At 32.9% G+C, this 24,537-nt stretch carries 11 protein-coding genes; all 11 read right to left on the bottom strand.

The window, feature by feature from the left end:
* Positions 1-1,530, bottom strand: a complete 1,530-nt coding sequence (locus tag F0000_RS04740) for a polymorphic toxin-type HINT domain-containing protein (protein WP_149623556.1) — start codon at positions 1,528-1,530, stop codon at positions 1-3.
* Between the two features lie 12 nt (positions 1,531-1,542).
* Complete coding sequence (locus F0000_RS04735; RefSeq protein WP_149623555.1) at positions 1,543-3,366, bottom strand: type VI secretion system Vgr family protein; 1,824 nt, start codon at positions 3,364-3,366, stop codon at positions 1,543-1,545.
* A gap of 931 nt (positions 3,367-4,297) precedes the next feature.
* Positions 4,298-6,169 (bottom strand): tetratricopeptide repeat protein, encoded by a 1,872-nt coding sequence (locus tag F0000_RS04730; protein ID WP_149623554.1) that lies wholly within the window; start codon positions 6,167-6,169, stop codon positions 4,298-4,300.
* 876 nt (positions 6,170-7,045) lie between these two features.
* Positions 7,046-8,845: a DUF885 family protein gene (locus F0000_RS04725; RefSeq protein ID WP_149623553.1), complete on the bottom strand. Its 1,800-nt coding sequence runs from the start codon at positions 8,843-8,845 to the stop codon at positions 7,046-7,048.
* A gap of 175 nt (positions 8,846-9,020) precedes the next feature.
* Positions 9,021-9,833: a M23 family metallopeptidase gene (locus F0000_RS04720; RefSeq protein ID WP_149623552.1), complete on the bottom strand. Its 813-nt coding sequence runs from the start codon at positions 9,831-9,833 to the stop codon at positions 9,021-9,023.
* A 544-nt stretch (positions 9,834-10,377) separates the two neighbouring features.
* Entirely contained in the window at positions 10,378-12,933 is a 2,556-nt protein-coding gene (locus tag F0000_RS04715; protein WP_149623551.1) for a PQQ-dependent sugar dehydrogenase, read from the bottom strand.
* Positions 12,934-13,260: 327 nt separating this feature from the next.
* A complete protein-coding gene (locus tag F0000_RS04710; protein ID WP_149623550.1) occupies positions 13,261-16,479 on the bottom strand; it encodes a LamG-like jellyroll fold domain-containing protein in 3,219 nt (1,072 codons plus the stop codon).
* Between the two features lie 735 nt (positions 16,480-17,214).
* Positions 17,215-18,957, bottom strand: a complete 1,743-nt coding sequence (locus F0000_RS04705; RefSeq protein WP_149623549.1) for a TonB-dependent receptor — start codon at positions 18,955-18,957, stop codon at positions 17,215-17,217.
* Between the two features lie 24 nt (positions 18,958-18,981).
* On the bottom strand, positions 18,982-21,996 hold the full coding sequence (locus tag F0000_RS04700; protein ID WP_149623548.1) for a tetratricopeptide repeat protein: 3,015 nt from the start codon (positions 21,994-21,996) through the stop codon (positions 18,982-18,984).
* Between the two features lie 164 nt (positions 21,997-22,160).
* On the bottom strand, positions 22,161-23,105 hold the full coding sequence (locus tag F0000_RS04695) for a hypothetical protein (protein ID WP_149623547.1): 945 nt from the start codon (positions 23,103-23,105) through the stop codon (positions 22,161-22,163).
* A 3-nt stretch (positions 23,106-23,108) separates the two neighbouring features.
* The gene (locus F0000_RS04690) at positions 23,109-24,431 is read right to left on the bottom strand and encodes an MBOAT family protein (RefSeq protein WP_368668068.1); all 1,323 of its coding nucleotides are present in this window, start codon (positions 24,429-24,431) and stop codon (positions 23,109-23,111) included.
* Positions 24,432-24,537 lie beyond the last annotated feature (106 nt).

Raw genomic sequence — 24,537 nt, 5'->3', positions numbered from 1 at the left:
TTATTGTATTTTTACATTCCTTATTATAGTCCCAGCAGGTAAATCTTTTATTTGATTCTGTATTTGTCTACCAAAACTTCTATTTACACTACTATCCAATGCTTTCATATTTGATACATCATCAACACCTCCTAATTGCAATTCTACTGTATGGTCAACATCTTGTCCTTTTTTAACTTTCCCTCCTTTTTTCTTAAATGTTTTTCTTGTTCCTGATTTTCTAGCGGGGCTTTTTACAACTTTTGTTGGCGCTTTAGTTAAAGCCTCTGCTTTTTCTTTTGCTACTTTTTTTTGTGTTTTAGACCAGTCATCTTTAAATTTTAATGTCAGGTCATATACGCCATCTTTGATTTTTTTTGCAGAAACTTTTAAACAAGCCTTAGTATTATGCACCAACCATTCCCAAGCTCCTACAAAATAGGTATGCCAATCCGCTACTTCAAAGTTATATACTTTCTTTTTGCTATACAAGAAATTGGTAGCTTCTATACGTTGCCACTTTCCGTTTTTTGTTTTTACTTCATCTTCTTTCGTAAGATCAGCAGCATCTTTCCATCCGGAGCGGGTATAAAAAGGATGCTCCGCAGTGGTTTCTATAATTTCTGTACCAAGTGTAAGCTCAATAGTCGCATCTATTTCTCGCTGCATGATTGTAAGCACAGGCTTAAGATCACTCGCTCCTGTCTCATCATTATACGCCCAGACTAGATCACCTTGCTGTATATCTTCGATATTTTTATGTCCGTCTTGTACTGCTATTTTGGTCCCTGCGGTAAAACAGGCAAAGACGCATACTTTTCCTGTTTTAAGAGCAATATTGTCTACTGCTTTAGCTGCGCTTTTGGCAAATGCTTTTCCTGCTCCTTTAGCCAGTTGTTTGGCTCCGGCTTTGGTTCCTAATTTGGCTACTCCTTTAGCAGCAGATTTTGCAGTGGCTTTAATCCCTGCCTTAATTCCTGTTTTAGCAGCTGTCGATGCTGCAGTAGTGGCACCAAAACTGATTAATCCAGCAACATCTAATACCAGAAAACCTATATTCATTGCCATCATCCCCCAATTTCCTTTAGCTCCTTCTCGTACAGCTCCTACAATACTCCCTATTACTGGTATTAATTCTACCGTATCCCACCAGCCCCAGCCACCTTCATCTTCTTTCTGCCCGTGTTCTTCTATCAATTTGTCATACTCCTCTGGGGGGAGTTTGATCTGTCCGCTAGTAATAAACTCTATCTTACCTCCGGTACCACAAGGTAATTTGCTTTTGTATAGGATTGTTTCCTGTCCTTTTACCTTTACCTTATAAGTATCTGTCCAATCAATAGGTGCGGGCGTACACGGATTTCCATTTTTTACAGTACAGGCTCCAAAGGTTGGAATATTAGTCATCGGGATTTTATCTGCCTTCGTAGTAACCAAGCAGTTATTGATCTTAATATGCGTATTATGTGTAGGAGCAAACGGTGCGGGTGCTGCACCCTTATCACATAACATCAGTGCATCTTTTACAATATATTCTAAATCATTTGGCATAAGACTGTTCGTTTAGAAAATATCCGTATCAGAAGATTCTACTTTGATTTTGCTACCTCCTTTAACATTAATTTTATCACCATCAAGGTTGATAGAAGTCTCTCCTTTTATATTGGTATCTGTTTTCCCATTAAGGTTAGTGCTTGCGGTTTCACTAGTAAGCGTAATATCCTTCTTAGCACTAACTCCAATTGTTTCATCCACGACCTTTAATCCAAAAGACTTTTGTGCCTTCATACCAATCGTTCCTTCTCCTCCATCTTCATTAGGTTTCGCTTCTATATTAATACTATTCCCAGCTAGGATATTAATATCTGTGGACATTAACGTCAATTTCTTAGGAGCTTTTATGACAATTTCTCCATTACCTTGCATGACGACTACATTACCACTGGGGTCCGCCATAGTAATACTCCCATCTTTATCATTCATAATCACTCTATTTCCACTACGAGATTGGATAGCTTTGATATCATTATTATCACTCTGGAACGCTCCCGGCTGTGCGCCTCCTGTATACATACTGCCCATAACATAGGGTCGTTCTGCATTCCCTACTTCAAATCCTACTAATACTTCTTCTCCTTTTTCCGGGATAAAATGAAAGCCTTTTTCACCTCCTGCATGTGGAGAAACTACACGCAACCAAGGTGTTAGTTCTCCATACGGTTTTTGCCAGGGAAATTGCACGCGTATTCTGCTAATTCCATCTGGATCTACATTTTCTATTACGGTAGCTACCTGAGTGTCGCTCTTGGGGAATGACATCATATCCGTTTTAGGATACACATCCAGTTCTGCCGTAATCCCTTCGAACTCGTTGTTGTATTTTCCGTTTTCAGAAACTGTATGGGTTACTTTGATAATTCTAAAAGAACCATAACCCGTCAGACCATCTTGTATGGTCACTACATCTCCCAGGCTAACGCCTGGGTTATCGCTAGATCCTTTCACAATAACTTGTTTTGCTTCTATGGCTTTGGTCTGCTGTTCTACCTGGGTATCCAGTCGGTTTTTTAATTGAGCATCATCATAAGAATTGATATATACGCTGGTTTCTTTGGCATACAGAGTATTGCTTTTTTCACTGGTAAATTGATTAAAACCATTCACCCCTGTATTCACTTCATTTGTTGATTTTTCGTGCTGCTGATCTGTAATATAATCATTAGTACAATATCGATACTTATTTGGTTTGGGAGCTAATTTTAAAGAGAATTCCTGCAAATCCATTCCATACTGAAGAGGTACTGCATCATATGCTGCGCTACCAAATACTAATTTCTTTCCATCATAATAAAACCATTCGCTATACTGTGCTGCCAGTCTACTTAGATATTGATACGAACTTTCATTTTGCTGTACACTATAATGTATGGTTTCGGTTTTTACAGGATTAAAGACTGTCTCTAGCTTAGAGATATCATATCCCTGATATGTTTTTTGTAATATGTCTAACATACTTACATCATTATGAGAAGCATAATGAGGACCATCATCAGAAATAATGCAACTACTCTTTCCTGAGATTGCAATTGTATCGCCTCCAGAATGCAGAAAACCTTTTGTTACATCCACTGAAGTAACAACACCCTTAAATTCTAATTCCTTATATCCGCTTGTAAACCCTAAGGCTCCAACTTGAAGTATAAAAGACTCTCCCAGAAAATTTTTGGTTTCTGAAGCCATCTCTCCCGATAGGTTTTCCAACACATCTGCTCTGCATACTAATCGGAAATCATGATGGCTATCAATTTCTTGATGTAATCTGAATGTTTTAAAAGCCGTAATAGCGGTACCGCCTATAAAGATCTTTAACTGAGATTGAAGTGCCATATTCTTTTGTTTTAAAAATAAAAATCACTTAGCAATTTAATATAAATACTCTCATATACAGCTTTTTAACCAGTTAACCGACAGAATACTTCAATCAATAGATTAATTACAAATTTAACATTTATTTAACCAGTAAAAATAACTAAAAAAGGGGTATCCCCCCTCCAAATATACTATCTAACAAAATAATGTATACAGAAACCACTCTCAAAAATCTCCTTTTAAGCTTTTTATACGATTTATAACTAAAAATTTCGCATATTCATCGTTTCTTTTTCCTTTCTACTTCGTTTAAAAAATAAACCGTAGCTATAGCTATGCTTGATTTTTTTGCCTTGCATAAAGAAAAAATAATTCAATGAATTTATACGAATTTTTTAATCACAAATCGTATTACGCCATTCTTAGATGAAATTATCATAAACTGAATCTAATTATTTTTTAATTCAGACCAGAAAGAAAATTCATACATAGTAGTACTGTTGATGCTTTTTATTGGGAAGTGTGAAACAAAAAGAAATGATGATAGTAGGTAATTTTATTTGACAATTGCATTGCACACTATTTTTGAATTATTACAAAGCCAATGGGATCTAGTCTATATCAGAAATCTTTAATTCTGATTAAACACAAAATACTGACAAATAGCATTTTATAAATTCACTATAAAAAATGCTTTTTTTGACTCGATAATCGAGATTTAAATGCTTGCCCGAAATCGAAATATTTTTTCAATAAGTGCTTCGTGGGTTTGCCCCGAAATAGTTTACTCAATTTTTGGCTTTTTCTTACTTCGTAACACTTATATGAGATGCAAAAAACATTTCAATTAAGCAAAAAAGCCTAAATCACTTCAGTAAACGAATATCACTTCACCATATAAATATCAGAAGACCTTTTTGATCCCTATTTTCTTTATAGGATCACGGATTTAAACAAAACTAGGTTTTACCTGTACATTTTTAATTTCTATAGTTAATATGGTGCCTCTCGATACAACTGAATCAATCTGAAGTTTTCCGTCAAATTTTTCCAGTCTATCTTCAATGTTTTGCAATCCAATGCCTCCGGTACTACTATTGATATTGAAACCGTTACCATTATCTTCAAACATAATATGAATCGTTTTATTCAACAAATTTATTTGAACATCTATTTTTGTTGCTTTGGCATGTTTTAATGTATTAGTCAGCAATTCTTGAATAATTCTGAAAATTTCGACTTGAATTTTACCTTTAATACTATTTACATCGTCTGGAGGAAATGCGTTAAAAACAATTGCTAGATTATGGGCTTTTCCAACATTATTCAAATATTCACTTATAACATTTGTAAATTTATTATGATAAAACTTTTCGGGCATTAGATCATGTGATATTTCCCTTATTAACTGATAGGTTTCATTGATTTGGTTTTTAATGACATTAAATTCATCATCCTGTACCTTAGCTCCATCAAATTGTAATTTTATAGCGGCAAGATTTCCTCCAATACTATCATGTAATTCTTGCGCAATACGTTTTCTTTCTTTGTTCTGAATTTTTAGGGAAGCTCTTATTAATTTTAGTTCTTGCTCACGTATTAGAGAATTTATTTTTTCTATACTAATTTCTTCTTGCTTTTTACTGAGTTTGTTTTTTGCAGTAAGTTTTTGGTAATATACAATCAAAAGAAAAATGCTCGGTATCAAAACAATTAAAAAAGCAATACTCATCATTTGCTTATTCTCCTTTTCTGACACAAGCTGATTTTCTTTTAATTGTTGATCTTTTTTTAGCAATTCAATCTCTTTCTCTTTTTGTAATATTTGAAATTTTACTTCTAATTCTCTGCTTTCTTTATCTCTTTGAGTTTTTACTAATGAATCTTTAAGTCTAACGACTTGAATAATAGTCGCATGTGCTTCCTGATAGTTACGCTGAGCAATAAATGAGGTATTTAAATTTTCTAAAACCTCGATTTCAATATCAATAAATCCTTTACTTCTAACCTTTTTTAATGTATTCTTATAGATAGAAATAGCCTTTGTATACATTTTTTTTTGGTGATATGATTTACCAATAGTAATTTCTGAAAGAAGTATAAACTTTGAATTACTATTACTATTACCAAAATTTGTTTTTGCTAATAATCCATATTCTATCGCTTTATCTAACTCTCCCATATCAAGATAACAGGCGCTAATACTTTCATAACAGTATCCTCTTGCCTTATGCTCAATAGGCGCACTACAGGCTTTTTGTAAATACATAAGAGCCTTATCATATTGTTTCGTTTTTGAGTAGATATATCCCAAATTATTATACGCAAAATATACCGTATGGTTGTTCTTATCTATCGCAATACTTTTTTCATAGAGTGGAATCGCTTTATCATATTCCTTTTTATCTGTATAATAATCTGCCAATCCTCTTATATGGTGAACTGAAACTTCTTTACCTACATATCCTTTTTCGTGAAGCTCAAGTCCTTTTAAGTGGTATTTCCCTCTTATATCAGTAAGACCTTTATGTCCATAGCCCACAGCCAGCATATTATAGGCTTTACTCAGCATAGCATAAGAAGATGAATCTTTCTTATTTATTGACATTTCATAAATCTTATTCCCATAACAAATTGTAGAATCCGGAATTTCTTTCTCCATAAAATATCTTCCTAAATAATTTAAAGCCTTCACATGCTCTTTTTTATTAGCAAGAATTGATTTGACTAACGGATAGAAATCATCATAATTAAGTTCATTGATGTTTTTTAGTCTTTTTTCTAATTCCTCATATCTATAGTTAGTTTCCTGGCAAAACATATTTATACCGAAGCTAAATATTAAAAATGGAGCTATATATTTGATCAATATTTTCAACTTAGAGTCTTGATTACATGGTAAGATAGAATAGCTATAATTCTGGTTTTATTCTATTATACTTCGTTACTATTTTACTTGATTTCTAAAAACACTACTGCCGCTAAATCTACTTTATTACCAGAATTCATTACAAAAAATAAATCTTCAATTCTAACTTTATACGATTTACGAATAAAAATTTCGCATCTAATGATACGATTTATAACTAAAAATTTCGCATATTCATCGTTTCTTTTTCCTTTCTACTTCGTTTAAAAAATAAACCGTAGCTATAGCTATGCTTGATTTTTTTGCCTTGCATAAAGAAAAAATAATTCAATGAATTTATACGAATTTTTTAATCACAAATCGTATGACATTCTTTTTCTACTATATTTTCTTCATAAAATGAAACAATAGCCATGGCTATTCTTTAATTTGATTCATCAATCTAGCGAAAAATCCTTGCCATTATTTTTACGAAATTCTCATCCGTAAATCGTATTACTTGAAAAAAAGAAAATAATATGTATTTCATAACACTAGATTCGACACACAAAACAAGTATTATTTTCACGTTTTATAAAAATGAAAAAGGGTACTAGGATAAGAATCGACATAATACCATTTCTACCTTAAAATTACCCATTAAAATTTGTTCTTTTCCCCTTATGCTTCAAAATAAAAATTAACCGCTTGGGTTATGCTGAACTTTTCTTTTTTGCTAAAAGAAAAAACAACTGTATTTTATTTGGGTAATTTTAAAGCAAAAATGGTATAAAAAACAGGCAAAGAGAAATTATAATATATCTAAGGATGATCCCCTATCCAAAAAGATTATTTACTGGAATTAATCCAATTATTGATTTTATCTTCTAACAAAGCTAGCGGAACACAACCTGTTTCTAAAACTTGATTATGGAAATTACGGATATCAAATTTATCCCCCAAAGCAGTTTCTGCCTTTGCACGTAATTCCCTAATCTTCAACTGTCCGATTTTATATGATAAAGCTTGTCCGGGATTCGCCATATATCGCTCAATTTCAGAAATAATACCTGCTTCTGACTCCGCTTCATTATCCAAAGAATATTGAATAGCTTGTTCTCGTGTCCATCCTTTTGCGTGCAATCCAGTATCTACCACTAAACGAATTGCTCTGTGCATTTCTGCTCCAAGCATTCCAAAATATTGGTACGGATCTGTATACAATCCTAATTCTTTGCCTAAAGATTCTGAATACAACGCCCACCCTTCTCCATAACCGCTATACCATAAGGTTTTTCTAAATTTCGGCAATTCTTTGCTTTCCTGAGTTAGCGATATTTGGTAATGATGACCAGGAATTGCTTCATGAAGGAATAAAGATTCATCGCTATAGACATTATATTTTGTAGCATCGGGTATTGGCGTATAAAAAATACCAGGTCTTGTACCATCTAATGATCCAGGGTTATATTCTGCACTAGCTGATTTTTCTCTAAATGCTTCGGTACGACGAACTTCAAAAGCTGTTTTGGGCTTCACATCAAATAGTTTTTCGATTTGTGGTTTCATACGATCATGAATCGCATTGAAATTATCAAGTATCTGCTGAGGTTCTGTAAATGGCATTAATTCTTTTTTATTACGAACATGATCGAAGAAAGATTTTAAATCCCCTTCAAACCCAACTTCCTTTTTTATTTTTTTCATTTCTTCAGAAATGCGTGCTACTTCAGAAAGTCCTAAACTATGAATCTCGTCTGCAGTCATATTTGTAGTGGTATACAACCGTATTTGATGTTGATAAAAAGAGGCTCCTTCAGGAATTTCAGAAATCCCTGAACTTGTCCTTCCGGCATCCATATACTCCGCACTCATAAACTGATATACGCTTTTATATGCAGGAATAATTTTCTCTAAAATTGTTTTATTGTAGGATTCAACGAGTATTTTCTTTTCTTCATCAGTAAACTCTTTCGGGAAATTCTTTACAGGAGTATAGAAAAGGTGCTTATCCAGCTCTTCAATAGTCAGTGCTTCTAATTGAGGTACTACTTTTTTAATCAATGACTTAGGAAGCACAAATCCCTTTTTCATTCCTTCTCGCATTTTTGTTTCTGCAGATGTCATCCACGCTAAATATCCATCCAGACGCTTTAACCAATTATTATAATCTTCTACAGTTTTAAATGGTTGCGCACTTGCTCCACTAGCCAATTGCCCTACGACCAAATTAATAGACCACATCTGATCAATAGGAAAATAATCCTTACGAAAATTAAACCCAGCCAAGTTCATATCACATTCCCATTGTAATATCTTCTTTGTCATTTTTTGACTGTCAGATAAATCTACATCTGCAAATTCTGTTAATTTAGTTTTATAAGCGTGATAATATGTTTTTAATTTGCTTACTGTTTCATCTGCTAATGGATTAGGAAACTGATCATTGTAACGATTATCTCCTGCAAAAGTAGCTTGTACAGGATCAAGTTTCAACCCTTCTTCATAATATTCATCCAGCATCTTATTAAAATCTGCACTGGTATCTTTTGGTGATACTACAACTGTTTTTTCAGTTTTTGAAGTATCATTTTTACAGGAAATAAAAAAAGCGGATAGACAAATTATCAATAATATTCTCTTGATCATCTCATTACAATTTTGCATAAAAAAAATAAAACTCATTTCTATAAAAGTTAATTTAAAGCTAAAAGTAAACATATAATGTCATCACTTAAGTTAAGGTTTTCTTAATGAAACAATAGTATTTTTAAACTCAAACATCGTTTTCTTAATATAGACATTGTAATAGGATCAGTTGTTATCAGTACTTTCTAGAATACTCCTTCCTTTCTTCTAATAGCAGCGCTTGTTTTCCAGCGTCTATTAAAAATTTTGTTGGTAGTGTTTCTCGTTTCGTAAATCGCTGTAAAAAAACTATGAAATGAAGATGAGGTCCCGTAGACCATCCAATATTACCGCTATACCCAATGAATTGACCTGTTTTTATGGCATCTCCAGCTTTGACCACAGCTCCATTTTTTTTGATATGGGTATACTCTGCAAAGGTTCCATCAGAATGATAGACCAATATATAATTATTAAACTTTGCACAATTGGCATCGGTACATGTTTTATTAAAACCCTGTTCTACCAACACAACTACTCCCTCTCTCGCCGCATAAATTTTGGTACCTATTGGCATTCTAAAATCCAACGCATATTCATCTTTATGTGAGATCGCACCATTATACCCCTGAGTTACTACGTGACTCGTACCTTTCTGAAAAGGTAACTGATATTCATAATCTGCATCATATATTTTTTGTAAATGATTCCCATGATTATATCTCACACCAAACCCTAATTTAATCGCTTTTCGAATTTCGATCACTGTCAGATCTGCAATATAGTACTTGGTTGTTTGCGCTGGAACCACGATAATTTTACTAGTACCAATACTTGATGTGAGGTTATCTATCTTAAAATTTATCTCTACAGAAACAGGGCTATATTCTCCATTATCTGCAAAAACTGTATATCCTTTTTCTCCTTCTTCATAATATACCTTAAAATTTTTCTGGGCAGAAGAGGATATTGTCAAGATACTTATCAAGAATACTATAAATCTTTTCATCCCTTATTTTTTTTCCAATTACCATATAAAAAATAAGGTTTTTATTTTATAATTGCTAAGATACCACCCTCCATCTTAAAACTATTCGATAAGATTTGCTCCTGTCATACGATTTATAACTAAAAATTTCGCATATTCATCGTTTCTTTTCCCTTTCTACTTCGTTTAAAAAATAAACCGTAGCTATAGCTATGCTTGATTTTTTTGCCTTGCATAAAGAAAAAATAATTCAATGAATTTATACGAATTTTTTAATCACAAATCGTGTCATTCCTTTTTTGGTTTTAAAACACTCAAATAAAAAACAACAATTTCTTGTTTAGAAAAAAAGAAAATCAAGGTATAATCCATAGCTACGACTTGTTTTTATTTTAAAATATACAGAAAAAAGAGAAAACTTTATAATGGGTATATTAAAATCGAAAATGGTATGAGTTGGTTCTCTAAAAAACAAAACAGGCTGCAAAAATCTTTTTTTACAGCCTGAAATAAAATCTTACTATGAATAATTGTTACTATAAATATAGTTATAATGCTCTTTTATTTACTCTTTGATAATCTTGACAGTAGTCCCTTCCTTTTCTGCTTTTAAGAAATACAGCCCTTTTGCATATTTGGATAAGTCAATTGAAGAACTATTTCCTGTATTAACAACCTGTCCCAGATCATTTATTAGCACCCATTCATATTCTTTAGAAAGGTTTATAATTCCACTAGTTGGATTAGGATAAAAAACTGCACCTGTATTATCAGAATTTATGGTATCAGTTACACTGAGTGTATTCTCAGATATCCATTGCGCTGTATTATTAGCATTACCCGCTCCTGCTTCAGAAAAATTACCTCCAGCAAATATCTTGGTTGTTGTAGCATTACTATCTGCAGCAAAGCTCATTGCATTTATCTTAATATCTACACCTACATTAGTATCAGTACCCATTGCTTCCCAATTATCTGACTCGCTCCAGCGTGCAACATTATTAACTATAATATCATTACCACTACTAATCCCTGCTGTACTAAAAGCTCCTCCTGCGTATAAATAGGTTCCGTCGTGAATTAAAGCTGTTACATTATTATTTACTCCATTTCCTAAGGTTGACCAGGAGGAAGATGATTTATTCCATCGGGCAATGCGATTTACTGTAGTATTTCCTGCAAGTGCAAAATTTCCTCCTATATAAACATCAAGTGGTGTTGTCGCAATAGCTTCTACAAATCCACTGGTTCCATCACCGAGTGTTCCCCAATTTGTACCGTTCCAGGTTGCAATTCTATTCGCTGTATTCCCTCCGGCTTCATCAAAGTTTCCTCCTACATACAGGATTCCATCTCCGTCGATTGCCAGCGATCTAATTTCATTATTGGTTCCTGCATCTGATGTTGTGGCATCACTTAACTCAGACCATTGATTTCCATTCCAAAAAGCAATATTTCTGGCAGTCACTCCATTATTAATTGTTTCAAAAACACCTCCCACATACACATTTCCATCTGTATCTATTTCCATCGCTAATATACTTCCCTCGATTCCAGAACCTACAGCTTGCCAGGAATTTCCATCCCATACGGCTATGTTATTAGCTCTTACTCCGTCAATCTCTGTAAAAGAACCTCCTGCATACAGATTTCCATTCGGAGCTATTTTTAATGTATTTATACTGCCATTAGCTCCGGTTCCTAATGCTGCCCATCCTGAAGTCTCATTCCACACAGCAATATTATTTGTTGCTATTGTACCAGCCTGATCAAAAGTACCTCCGTGATACACATTTCCATCTGCATCTGTAGCAACTGCTTGTACTGTTCCCATTGTGACTCCCTGGTTTAAAGAGCTCCACTCTCCAATACCATCCACGGCTGTTGCCGAAGGAGAAGAAGTACCGTCTACCAGTTTAAAGAGTCTTGAATCACTTCCATAATCACTAAAGTATAACTCGCCATCTTTATCTAATCCAAAAGAAGAAATAAATTCTCCAGAAGTTTTAAAGAGTAATGTCCTACTGGCATCTCCTGTAGAAGGATTATAATCCAGCACCCATACTCTACCACTCACATAATCCCCAAAAATATATTTGGAATTAATATCTGGACTTAGGCTTGTTATTTTTGAACCTCTATACACATATCCTCCTGTTATGGAAACATCTCCGGCTAAGCGATTATAAGAAAACACAGGGAAGGTAGTAGGTTCATTGATCACAATATTACTATTCGCTACAGAAGTAGCTTCAAAACGATTCCATCCATAGTTTTTGCCATTTTCGATAAGGTTTATTTCTTCAAAAGCATTTTGCCCTACATCTGCTCCCCACATTCTACCTGTAGTATTATCAAAAGAAAATTTCCAGGTATTCCTGATACCATACACAAAAATTTCATCTAATCCATCTACGCCTACAAAAGGATTATCACTAGGTATCTCATAATTGCCATTAGGTAAAATAGGATTTGTCTCTACAGGATTACTCCCATCCAGATCTACATCGATACGACAAATACTACCAAATACATTATTTATATTCTGAGCATTTCTCCTAGGATCGTTTCCTCCTCCTCCATCTCCAAAGGATATATATAGGTAATCATCGGGTCCAAAAGCAATTTTACCTCCATTGTGATTTCCATTTCTTTGATTTTTATCAAATCTGAAAATTACCAATTCACTATCTGGATCGACTTGATTATTGCTACCTACCTGAAATCTTGATAAGACCATTCTAACCGATACACCTTGTACAGGGCTATTAGCTGTATAATAGACATAAAAGTATCCATTGGTATCAAAATCCGGATGAAAAGCCAGTCCCAACAAGCCTAATTCCTGTCCTGTAAAAAAACGCACTCGATTTGTAATATCAAGAAAGGTATCTACCTCGGCTGGTGTGACATCTGTTTTTCTGGGAAATACCTTAATCCGACCTCTTTGTTCTACCACAAACATTCTGTCTGTACCATCAAGTGGAGATTGTATTTCTACAGGAAATTCAAAACCAACATTGGGAAATGCTGATTCATACGTAATTTGAGCCTGAATATGCTCATTAAAAAAAGAAAAAAGTATTAAAAAAACAATAGAAGTTTTGGTTAAGATTGTCATTAGTTTGAGTTTATAATGTATGCGTTTTGTTCTGTAACGCAAAAAGTGCATTTATAGTATTTTTATAAGAGAGACCTTCTTAAATTATTAATCATATTTTGAGTTTATGTTTACTCGTTTTGTAATCTGACTACTCTCATAATAACTTTGAATAATATTAGGAAATCATTTAATGAAACCTATATCTAATATTCGGGATAAAAGTTAAATACTTTTATCAATTTCTTTTCTAGTTTTTAGATATTATTTTAAAAAAATCTGATTGAATCCATTTAGATTTTTTGTTAAAACGATAAAAAAAAATCTATGAATACATAAGATGAATGATTAATCACCTCCCTTAGCTAAAACTATTTTTTTTGATATATGTATACCATCAGGTGTTCTGAAATTTATAAAATAAACGCCATCCCTTAGGTTTCTTAAATCAATAGTTTCCTCAGATTTATGAGATTTCTGAAAAACATCATTAATTAACTGTTGCCCCGTCAAAGAAATAATTGAATAAGAGATACTCTCCCCCATATGGTTTTCAAGATTAAAATTTACCGTTTCTCGAGTAGGGTTTGGGTACACATCAATTTTTTCTACCGCTGATACGTCATCTAATTCTCTTTGGACACTTGTGGGAATAAGATTAAACTTTTGGTTGTTATTATCTTCATTAAAACTCCAAAGTTTAACATTCCCGTTATTATTACTACTTTTATCCAGAGCAAAATTATCACAATTTACAGGACGCAAGAAATAATTAGATTTTATTTTTTTAATAATCCATTTATGATGATCAGCGGTTGCAGAGATTTGAGTACTTACATTATTATTCCTGATACATATAGGAGAATCAACTTGGAGATACCTTCCTGTTCCTATATTTTTGATCGTATGGGTTCCTTCGCCCAAATGTTTGAATTCCCATTTTTGGTCATTCGCATTTAAATCTCTAAACATCCGGGAATTGAAATTGTTCCAATCAGGAGCAATTACATTTTGACGATTCGCATCATTTTGAATTTTAAAAATGCCTTCAACAATTTCGGTTGTTACTGTTGGTGAATTTGAGGCTGTGATCAAATCCTTTATTTCATTTTCGGATAGTGTTCGTTTTAAAACGTGTACTTCATCTATTGAAAGTTTTACAGAAGTAGCAGCAGTGTTATCTCCTATTCTAATCATATTGATATCATCTGTAAATTCATTCTGAGCATTGAAGCTGGTTTTAAACTGACCGTTAATATAAAGTGCTGCTTTACCATCCTGAACGTTCACTGCCAGATGATTCCAGGTATTAATTTTCAAAGAAGTAGTATAGGTATTAAAATTGCTATTTGCAATTTTTCCTGGTACTGCAATGGTATAAACTCCATCATTTTTTCGTCTTAATCCTACATACAATAATTCATCTTGATTGGCATTCGTTAAGTTTACCAATTTAATTAATTGTCCGTTCTCCAAATCATTAGAAACTTTAAACCACGTCGCCATTGAAACTTTATTTGTAAGACTAATGTTTGATGTCTTAATTTTGTCTGATTCTAAAGAAGAATTGTTTGTTTTATACAAGCTTATGGCACTCCCAAAATTAGTGGGACCATTTACCGAAAAAACTTCATTTGAAGTACTGTTAGCAATCATTCGCGATAAATTTATGTTATTATTGCTGTTGTCTGATTCAAAAACGTGATTTTCTCGTAGAATAGGATCTTCAAAATTATATACAGCAATTACATCTGTATCTTTATATTTTATTGGATTATGTATTGTATTATCTAACCGAATATTATAGGAATGTTCAAAACTAATTTTTTTACCGCTTGATGAAATCGAATTATCTTTAATCACTCCATTCTTACAATTCTTCATAAAAACAGCCCCAGCAAAAAGTGAATTTGGGCGCTGATTTACATTTACAAAAGTATTTTTGACTACATTAATTTTATCGGTAACAGATGCAAAAACTGCTGAGGAATTGGTATTTCTAATATCATTTCTGACGATTCTTATGTTTCTATGTACTCCTGGAGATCGTTCTGTACCTCTAGCATTGTCGTGATTGGATGAAATCAATATTGCTCCTAAAGAATTTAGGTAATTAGCGCATTTTCTTATCTTATTATTTCTAATGACTGCCGAAGTAACTCCTGGGCCTTCTGCCCATCTGTCAAAACCTGTAGTAATCAATATTCCTGGGCCTGATATATTTTCGAATACAGAATTAATTACTCTTAATTTTGGCACTTGTAAAACTAAGCCTCGAGCTCTGGAATATCTAACTGTTGAATTCATAAAATCTACTTCGGGTGTCTTGCTAACATTCGTTACAAAATCACCTACTTTTATACCTGTAGGAATATTATCAAAAGCATAGGTATCTCCTCCTTTGTTGGCAACAATTACAGATGATCCAATGATCAAGCCACTTTCTTTATTAACAAAATTAACTTTTGAACCAATCCTTGCCCATTTATTCCCAACACCCTTGTCATCAAAAAGATTGATGAGTTTTGCTTGATTCTGACCAAAACTACTTATCAGACCAACTCTGTTATGAACATTTATAGCATCATCCCCTAATCGTTCAAAGGTTGAGTTTTTTACAATCAACTTACCTGTAAGTGATTTGACATGTATCCCATCAGCACCACTTATCAACAGCCTTGTTGAACCAGGTTTTCTTTTAATATTAAAATTATCAAAAGTTGCATTTTTTGAATGTGAATTTCTAACTGAATTATCTCCAAAAAAGAAATTAAAACCATACCATTCCCAGACTGTAACATCTTTGATTAAGGTATCATCTGAATTTAAAACTTGTACTACGGGAGCTCCATCCCGACCAAGCCTTAAGTTCATTAAATCACCCACGACAAGTCTACCTAAATAGCCGTCACTATTATAAATTTTTATACGTTCATTATTGACTTTTACAACCTTAGGCAGTTTACTAAGATCGCCCTGTGTATTGTATGAAGTTCCTAAATGATAGTTAGGTGTACCATCTTTATCATAACTCAACTCATTTTTTATTTTTATCTTTTCAATAACAGTATCATAAATATCAAATTCATCTGGGAGTAGTAATTCATAAAAAGCCCCCATCTCATCACTCCCTTTTCTAATAACTTCTCCATTAATCCCGTAAGGTTTGTCCAAATCTATCATTACTCCTTCTAGCCGAATATTCTCACAATTAACAAAACGAAATATGGATTGACTGTATTGATTCGAAATTATTGTAGGATCAATCCCAATTTTTCGAAGTGTTACTCCGCTTCCGCTGGTATCTCCATAAATTCGAATATTTTTTTTATTTGCAAGGTTAACAAATGTAGGTAATCTAAAATCATATACTCCTTGCGGAAAGTATACTTCGTCTCCATCATTGAGTCCTCTGAAAATGATATTCAAAGCATCTACATCATCAATATTATCATTTGGTATAACACCTCTTTTGGTAACATTTATAGTATTTGCTATAAGATTTACACTAACGAGTGAGCAGAATAGAATAAAAAAAATAGTTTTTGAGTGTTTGTTTGTTTTCATAGCTGACAATTGTAATGCTTCAACTTAAATTGCAACAAAGAGTCAAAATATTGAGTAATAACGAAACAATAATCTATACTAAAAAATTAGTTCTTTGAAGGTTTGTGTAGTTTTACAGCATTTTTTAAATTAAATTTTTAACAAGCATGTTTTATATTCAAATTTACCTTGAAGTCATTCTAACTTTTTATCTGGAAACGAACTTACCATAAAGAAAAAATTATGTGAATTTTCTACAAGACTTTTGCGCTATATGAAACCCTGAATTAAAGATTCATATAATTTCCTGAAATAAGACACTCTTTTTTTTCTATGTTTCAGAAAAAACAACTACAACTGTACAGTTTTTTCACATAAATAAAAAACTCAATTTCCTTTTATTGAAGTCGTATACATTTTTCTCAATTTGTCATTAAGATGTTCTTTAGTAATCAATTTTCGTATTTTTCTTACATAACAAGGTTGTTATAAAGTACATAAAAACACTTTAATTGATCAAAAAAGTGTAAACCGCTTCATTGTAAAATGAAAACATAAATCATACTTATCCCAGTTGTAAACGAAAATTAATTAAAAAAAGTATACAGAAATCTATTATTTCACCTGTCGTGAATCAACTGTATACTTATTTTTCTAAAACTGGTCAGGAAAACGTTTTTAAAAATAGTGATATATATTTTTCTAAAATCTGAACTGGAGTAGATAATTCTCTACAATATAAATTTTAGCTCTCTATCAATAATTAAACTTATATGTAACTCCTCCCAGTACTTGAATTCCCTGAACGGGAAAGTGAGCCCATCGCTCATAATTTTCTCCTACGAGGTTATTTCCTTTAATAAAGACAGATAATTTTTCATTAAATCGATATCCCAGATTAATATTAGCATCAAAATAAGTGTCCAAAGTAATGGTTGCCTCCGGCGTTGCCGGTGTCAGTAATACTTCATTATTTATATCTTTACGTTCGCCTACATGAAACAATTGAGCGCCAGCAAACCATTGTTCTGTAATCTGATAATCAAACAAGACTGATACTTTTAAATCTGGTAAATTCCAGGCTTCTGATTCATTGTCGGTACTATAGCTAAAATATTCTGCAGAGCCTCCTAGCTTAAATTTTTTATTAATATTAAAATTCAACTCAATATATCCTGCCAATGTGGTTATATCATCATATCGATACGAAAATGAATTACCAAAATCATATCCTTCTATGGGTATTATCTCTGGTCTGTTATTTACAAATAATGGTTTATCATTTTCAGATATATAGTTTGCTCTAAAATTATAACTCACCACATCAGACAATTTTCCTTTTATCCCTATATATCCATCAAATTGATTGTGCGTAGGAGTCAATCGGAGCGTTGGCGATACATATGGATTAACTTGTACTGCATCTCTGTACGTGTTTTGGCGTAACCCTCCTTCTAATCCTCCATAGGCAATAACGGCTTCATCCAACAACCTATACGATGCGGTAACCTTTGGGTAGATAAAAAAATCGTTATCCTCTCCTATACTATCTACGCTATAAACCACTTCTGCTCCTAAGTTGACGGTAAGATTATCTCTTAATACCAAGAGACTAGGATGTATGCCTAAGTTTAGAATTTGATAATCATTCCCTACGCCTAACTGCAATTGCTTATCAAAATTTCCTTTTAGGAAATCTACATTAAAATTAGTGGTAATCAATTCATCTCCTATTTCGAATTCCAGGGTGGGAGTTACTTTAAAATGATTCTCTTTTGATTTCAGCGCATCTCCAAAAAAACGATAGCTTGCTGCTACTTTTTTAAAATACAGATCTTTAAACTCAAACTTCCCTCCTATTTTTGCTCCAACATAATTTTGAGTCGGATCGATCAAATCAATTTGTTCATTAGTCAGTACGGGTATTTCCGGGAGACCATACCAATTATATAGTTGATGTTCTGCGCCGATCTCCATCCCATAAACAAAATCCCTGGTTCTTGATGTATAATTAAGATCAAGAAAGGTATTATAAAACTTATCATCCAAAGGTATATCTTCAATACCTCCTTGTGATGAATTATGATGTAAATACAATCCTATATTATCTGTACGATCAATCTGAAAGTTACTATAAAACTCGGCTAATACAGAAGTAAAATTACCAAATCCTAAGGTGGCGTAGTTATCGTATAATGGTATTTTTTTTGGTTTATCGACACTTGCTGCTTTACCTTTTGCCGGGGTAAATGTAGAGGCCACAGGAACAGAAAAAATGCTATATCGTATTTCTCTTTTCTTCTGAGTTACAGAATCATTTAGTATTGGTGTAGATTTCACTTTGAAAGCATCACTAATGGTGGGCGTATATGCCTTAACAATCACCACACGTTCTGTTTCAATCGTTTCTTCCTCTTCTTTTTCTTGTGCAAAAAGTACTGTGCAACAACCCATAAAAATACAGGTAAGCAGAATTAATTTCTTAATATATCTAGACATATATAACAGGTTTATGACTATTTATTACTGTTCGGTTTGGATGGATGAATTTGTTTTAGCTTCTTCTGCTTTGATCTTCTTAAGCTCGGATCGTGCTTCATCAACTACATCTTTATAATCGACAAAGTTTTTTATCACACTTTCTAAAATATAAGTAGCTTGATAGGCGTCTTCTAATCCATAGAAATTTTTAGCCATTAAGACTAAACCTTTTGCTCCGTATAATTTATATCCTGAATAATCTTTGGCGAGTTTCTGTATAATTTCATTAGAGATTTTATAATTACCTTCTTTATTCTTAAAATAGGCATTATAATATAGTGCTTCTGCCGCCAACTCTCCTGTGGCAATTTTTCTAACCTCTGTATATGCTTTTTCTGCTCTGGTATCATCGCCTGTTTGTAATGCGGCGCGAGCAATAAATATTTGTGCATCGCTTTTTACATCATTTTGGATTTTAGGATTTTCTAATACTTTTTCGGCATATTGGATCGTCTTCTGATAATGTATCAACTGATAGTGAGATTTCATCAGGTTAGATTGTGCGAAAATAATATTTTGAGGAAAATCTGCATCTTTCTCTAATCGTTCTAATATCGGAATTGCTTTTGCATACGTACGATCTTCTAAATATACTTGTGATAATCTTGCTAAAGATTGCTCTGTAAACTCTGTACGATCTTGTTGCAGCACAAACTCATAGTACGGGACTGCATCTTGTTTATTCCCTTTTTTAAAATATAGCTCTGCCAAATAAAAATTACTTTTCAGCGCGTGAAGACCACTGGGAAATTCATTCAGATATTTCTGAAAACCTACTATTGCTTCATCTTCATTATTCTCTAAGAATTGTTTTTCTGCCGCTTCATACGATGTATTATCCAAATCTGCATCTGTAACATCTACAAAGCTTAATCCTTTTACCCAATCTGCATACTCACTGGTTCTACCCAGATCTACATAGATTAATCTTGCCGTATTTACCGCTTGTATCGATTCTTCTGTTCCGGGATACTCTGCAACTACTTTTTTAAATTTAGACAACGCTCTATTCCCCTGATCTCCGTTATAAAAGATCAATCCTTGTTTTAATAATGCTTTTGGCACATAGGAACTTCTGGGCATATCTCTAATCAATCGATCATATGCCTCGATACCTTGCTGCGTTTTGTTTTCTGCTATATAGGTATTCCCTAATGCAAACATAGCATCATCTCTATAAGTAGAAGTAGTATATTGCTTAAGAAACATTTCTAAATCACTGATTTTTTTATCATTTTTTTTCACAAAACCATAGCTGATTGCTTTCTGATAATGTGCATAGTCAGAGTCTACACCTCCATTTTTGATCGCCTTATTATACGCCTCCATTGCCGGCCAATATTTGCTAGAAATAAAATGGCTATCTCCTAATCTCAAAAACGTATCTGTTAATCGTGTTTCATCTACATTCCCCTTTGCATATTTATCAAAAAAATCTGCCGCTTGCGGATATTGCTTTAGTTTAAAATAAGTATATCCCAGATGATAATCAATATGTAAATATTCTGCTGTTTTAGCAGCATCTGTACTCCCCTTAAATTGTTTGAAACCTATTAAGGCATCGTCATAATTATTCTGTAAATAATCACTTTCTGATTTCCAGTATATTGCTTTGGCAGTAAATCTGGGATCAGTCTGTTTGGCCAATGATTTATCAAAATACACCTTTGCTTCAGAATAGTTCCCTTCATTATATAGTTCTATACCTCGAAAATATGCTACTTTCTGATAAATAATTTTATCCTCAAAATTACGACTGCCTTCCAGCAGATCCATAGCTTCTTTATAATTCTTAGAGGTTATATAAGAACTGATCAATAGCTCTTCTATCTCTTCTTTATGCTCTGGATTATTATATTGCTCCAGATATCTTAATAATACTTTGGATACTCCTTCATACGAATTACCTATCTCATAGCTTAGTTTTGCATAATTGACCATGGCATCTTCTTTAATATCCGCATCAAATTCCATTTCTGATGCATTTTTAAAAGCATTCAATGCTTGTTGCTTTTGATCAGACCTAAGATAGGATTCTGCCAGATGATAATATGCATTCTGGGCTGTAGCGTTACGCCCATCTACTATTTTATTAAATTCTGAAATCGCATTAGGATACTCTCCTCGTTTATAATAAGCATAACCTAATTGATAATAATCGGTATTATTCCATTTTCCTTTTCTGCCTTTATATTCTTTTAGATACGGGATAGCCTTGTCATACTGCTCCAGATTAAAATAACTCTCACCTATAATCTTATTAAGTTCTGATTTTTCTGAAGGTTTTGAGCTAGCAAGCTGCGCTTTTCCTTCATCAATAGCTTCTTGAAATTTTCCTGACTTAAAATTCATATCACTCTGGAAATACGACAAATTTTTATTGTATGTCTCCAGATCTTTTACTTCATCAAAGAGTCTGTCTGCCTCTTGATAATTATCCCCTTCATAAGCAATAAAACCGAGGTAGTACTTTGCTTGCGCTCCATATTCATCCGATTCTACAACTTTGTTCAAAAACTTTTTGGCTTCATTAAAACGCTGGATCTTAAAATATGCGTATCCATTATTAAAATTATATTTCTCTTTTTGAGAACGACTCATGTTCCCTTCATCTACTTTGTCATACCATTTGCGGGCATATGCATATTTACCATTGTCAAAGTAATAATTAGCAACATCCAGATAGGCGGCATTACGCTTAATACTAGTAGGATATTGTGTTACAAAATCCTCCATCAGATTATCGGCTCCTTTCTGATTAAGCCATACAGCACAATTAGCAATGTAATAAGTGCATTCTGCATCTATATTTTCATCATCTACAGCATCACGTACTTTATCGAATAGGTTCTGCGCTGCTAGAAACTGTTTGTTGTTGTACAATTCTAATGCTTGATTAAAGAGTACTAACTCATTTGTATAGATTGCAGATTGTTGCGCAGACATCTTAGAAAACAAGATTGCGACAAAAAGCATCAAAGAGATGTATCTGTTCATGTAAATATTCCTTTTAGAGTTAAAACCCTGGATACTACCAGAATAACTGTTTAATAGAAATTTCAAGGTAAACCTTGACCCGTAATTTTTAAAGTAAATATCGCTTCTAGTGAATAAATTTTGTGTTAAAGATACCCTAATCTTCCTCATAATAACGAAATATTTTAGAGATAATTACATGACACGTCATTTTTTGGAGCAGATATAATTTCATTTATGATTTTCGTATATTTTTTAGCGCCTTTGTGTGTCAAATGATCTGCATCGTATAAATCAGTATCTTCTAATCTCGAATCTTCTCTGAGATTTATATAAGTTGTATTTATAGCGCGCTCTTCCAGATTTTTACAGAAGGTTGTGATTTTATTCCATTTATCAGGGTTCAAAGCATTGATATAACACTTATGCACTGGCATATCAACCAGATACACCTTACAACCAATATTTTTACAGTATGCTATTATGGATTGAATTTTTAATAAGTTTTCGGTAAAGTCCTGCGAGCCGTCCTCGTGACTTTTTGCCCTGCTAATTCCGTTTTTGCAAAGATCTATATCCTGGCTTTCTGTATAAAGGTTTCCCCATCCATCACTAGTACATCCTATCAAGGTACCTCGCTCTCTATAATAATGAATAAATTCTATCGAGCTATGAAATCGACGAGTAAGTGATAAACTATATTCCTTAATATTAAATTTAGAAACAATGGGTACTTCCAGTTCCATTTGATTCGTATAAAAATATTTTCTCCAAATATCTTCTTTCGTATTTTCTATTTGACTCAGATTAAAATAACTAATCGTTATAATAATATGTTTCAGGTTTTTAAGACTATCAATATGTTTTTTAAAAAGTAATTCATCAAAATAAATAGATTGACTCACATTAGCCAAATTAAATGTTTTTGAATCTAGATATTCTGGATTAATACCGTATAAAGCGTGAGAATCTCCTAAGACCAGTGTTTCTATAGTATTATAATTTTCAATAATTTTTTGATGCTTATAGGAGTAATTAGATTCTGTAGCGCGATAGAAATATTCTAAAGCTCCCCAAACGATTACTAATGGGACTAGAAAAATTGCTACGTTCTTTAGAAAACCCCTCATCCTTTAAAATTGAAAATAAATAAATGTTTGTAAATCCCCTCCGTAATAAAACACCAAAAATGTAGTGGTGTAATAAATAAGATATCGAATTTTCTTTGATGAAATATCGCTAATATCCAAAAGATGTTCATTCTTTTTCTGAAGCCATTCAATACCCATATATCCTATCAAAAACAATAAAAACCATTTGTTTCCTTGCGGCATGGTAAATAACGAATTAGAAAAAATCCTATCTATATACTTAAAAGCTTCTGTAATTGTTTCTGCTCTGAAAAAAATCCAGGCGACGGTAACAATAAAAAAAGTAGTTCCCATTCTAACAAGATCAACAAATATATGATGTTGCTTTTTGAAGAACTCTTCTGCATTTGTATATTTATTTATAAAAACAGTAAAAACCAATACGACTCCGTGAAGTAACCCCCAGAACACAAAGGTCAGATTCGCCCCGTGCCATAAACCACTTACTAAAAAAACAATCAAAATATTAAAAACCAATCTAACTTCTGATACTCGATTTCCTCCCAGAGTGATGTACACATAATCTTTAAACCAGGTAGAAAGTGAAATATGCCAACGTCTCCAAAATTCGATCAAATTCTTTGATAGATATGGGAAATTAAAATTCTTCATTAAATCAAAACCTAACAATCTGGATGTACCTATTGCAATATCAGAATAGCCAGAAAAATCTCCATAAATCTGAAAACCAAAAAATATAGCACCACATAGTAATGTACTCCCATTGAAATCATTGTAATTTTCGAATAAGTTATTAACGATCAAGGCACAATTATCTGCGATTACCATTTTCTTAAATAGCCCCCCGAGAATCAGGCGTAAACCATCAACACTTTTAGAATACTCAAAAAATCTGCGTTTCTGAAACTGAGGAATCAAATTGGATGCCCGCTCAATAGGACCCGCAACTAGTTGAGGAAAAAAGGAAACGAAAGCAAAAAAAGAAAAAATATCGTCTGTCACTTTTATCCTCTTTCTGTACACATCGATCGTATAACTCAATGTCTGAAAAGTATAAAAACTAATCCCCACAGGTAAAACCAGCTCTAATGAATTAGAAGTAATAGGTTTTCCTAATAACAAAAAGGATTCTGTAAACGTTTCTATAAAAAAGTTAAAGTATTTAAACAAAAAAAGTATTCCTAAATTAAAAAACAAGCTAATCCCTAATAACAATTTTCTTATTGGAGCTGTAGCTGTTTTCAGCGATTTAGCAACCAAAAAATCTATTACAGAGCTTAGAAAAATTAATGATAAAAAACGCCAATCCCAAAATGAATAAAACAGATAACTGATTGCTATCAAAAAAACATTTTGAATTTTTACAGACTTATTAAAGACAAACCAATAAAGTACAAATACAATTGGGAAAAATACAGCAAAATCGACAGTGTTAAATTGCAAAATGTAT

The organism is Aquimarina sp. RZ0 (genome assembly GCF_008370685.1).
Classification (GTDB): Bacteria; Bacteroidota; Bacteroidia; order Flavobacteriales; family Flavobacteriaceae; genus Aquimarina.
The sequence above is the reverse complement of the archived record's forward strand: the minus strand, read 5'-3'. Positions and strand labels throughout refer to the sequence as shown.

Coding starts and splice junctions, on each gene's coding strand:
- F0000_RS04740 (WP_149623556.1), bottom strand. CDS start 1,530: ATGCCAAATGATTTAGAATATATTGTAAAAGATGCACTGATGTTATGT.
- F0000_RS04735 (WP_149623555.1), bottom strand. CDS start 3,366: ATGGCACTTCAATCTCAGTTAAAGATCTTTATAGGCGGTACCGCTATT.
- F0000_RS04730 (WP_149623554.1), bottom strand. CDS start 6,169: ATGTTTTGCCAGGAAACTAACTATAGATATGAGGAATTAGAAAAAAGA.
- F0000_RS04725 (WP_149623553.1), bottom strand. CDS start 8,845: ATGATCAAGAGAATATTATTGATAATTTGTCTATCCGCTTTTTTTATT.
- F0000_RS04720 (WP_149623552.1), bottom strand. CDS start 9,833: ATGAAAAGATTTATAGTATTCTTGATAAGTATCTTGACAATATCCTCT.
- F0000_RS04715 (WP_149623551.1), bottom strand. CDS start 12,933: ATGACAATCTTAACCAAAACTTCTATTGTTTTTTTAATACTTTTTTCT.
- F0000_RS04710 (WP_149623550.1), bottom strand. CDS start 16,479: ATGAAAACAAACAAACACTCAAAAACTATTTTTTTTATTCTATTCTGC.
- F0000_RS04705 (WP_149623549.1), bottom strand. CDS start 18,957: ATGTCTAGATATATTAAGAAATTAATTCTGCTTACCTGTATTTTTATG.
- F0000_RS04700 (WP_149623548.1), bottom strand. CDS start 21,996: ATGAACAGATACATCTCTTTGATGCTTTTTGTCGCAATCTTGTTTTCT.
- F0000_RS04695 (WP_149623547.1), bottom strand. CDS start 23,105: ATGAGGGGTTTTCTAAAGAACGTAGCAATTTTTCTAGTCCCATTAGTA.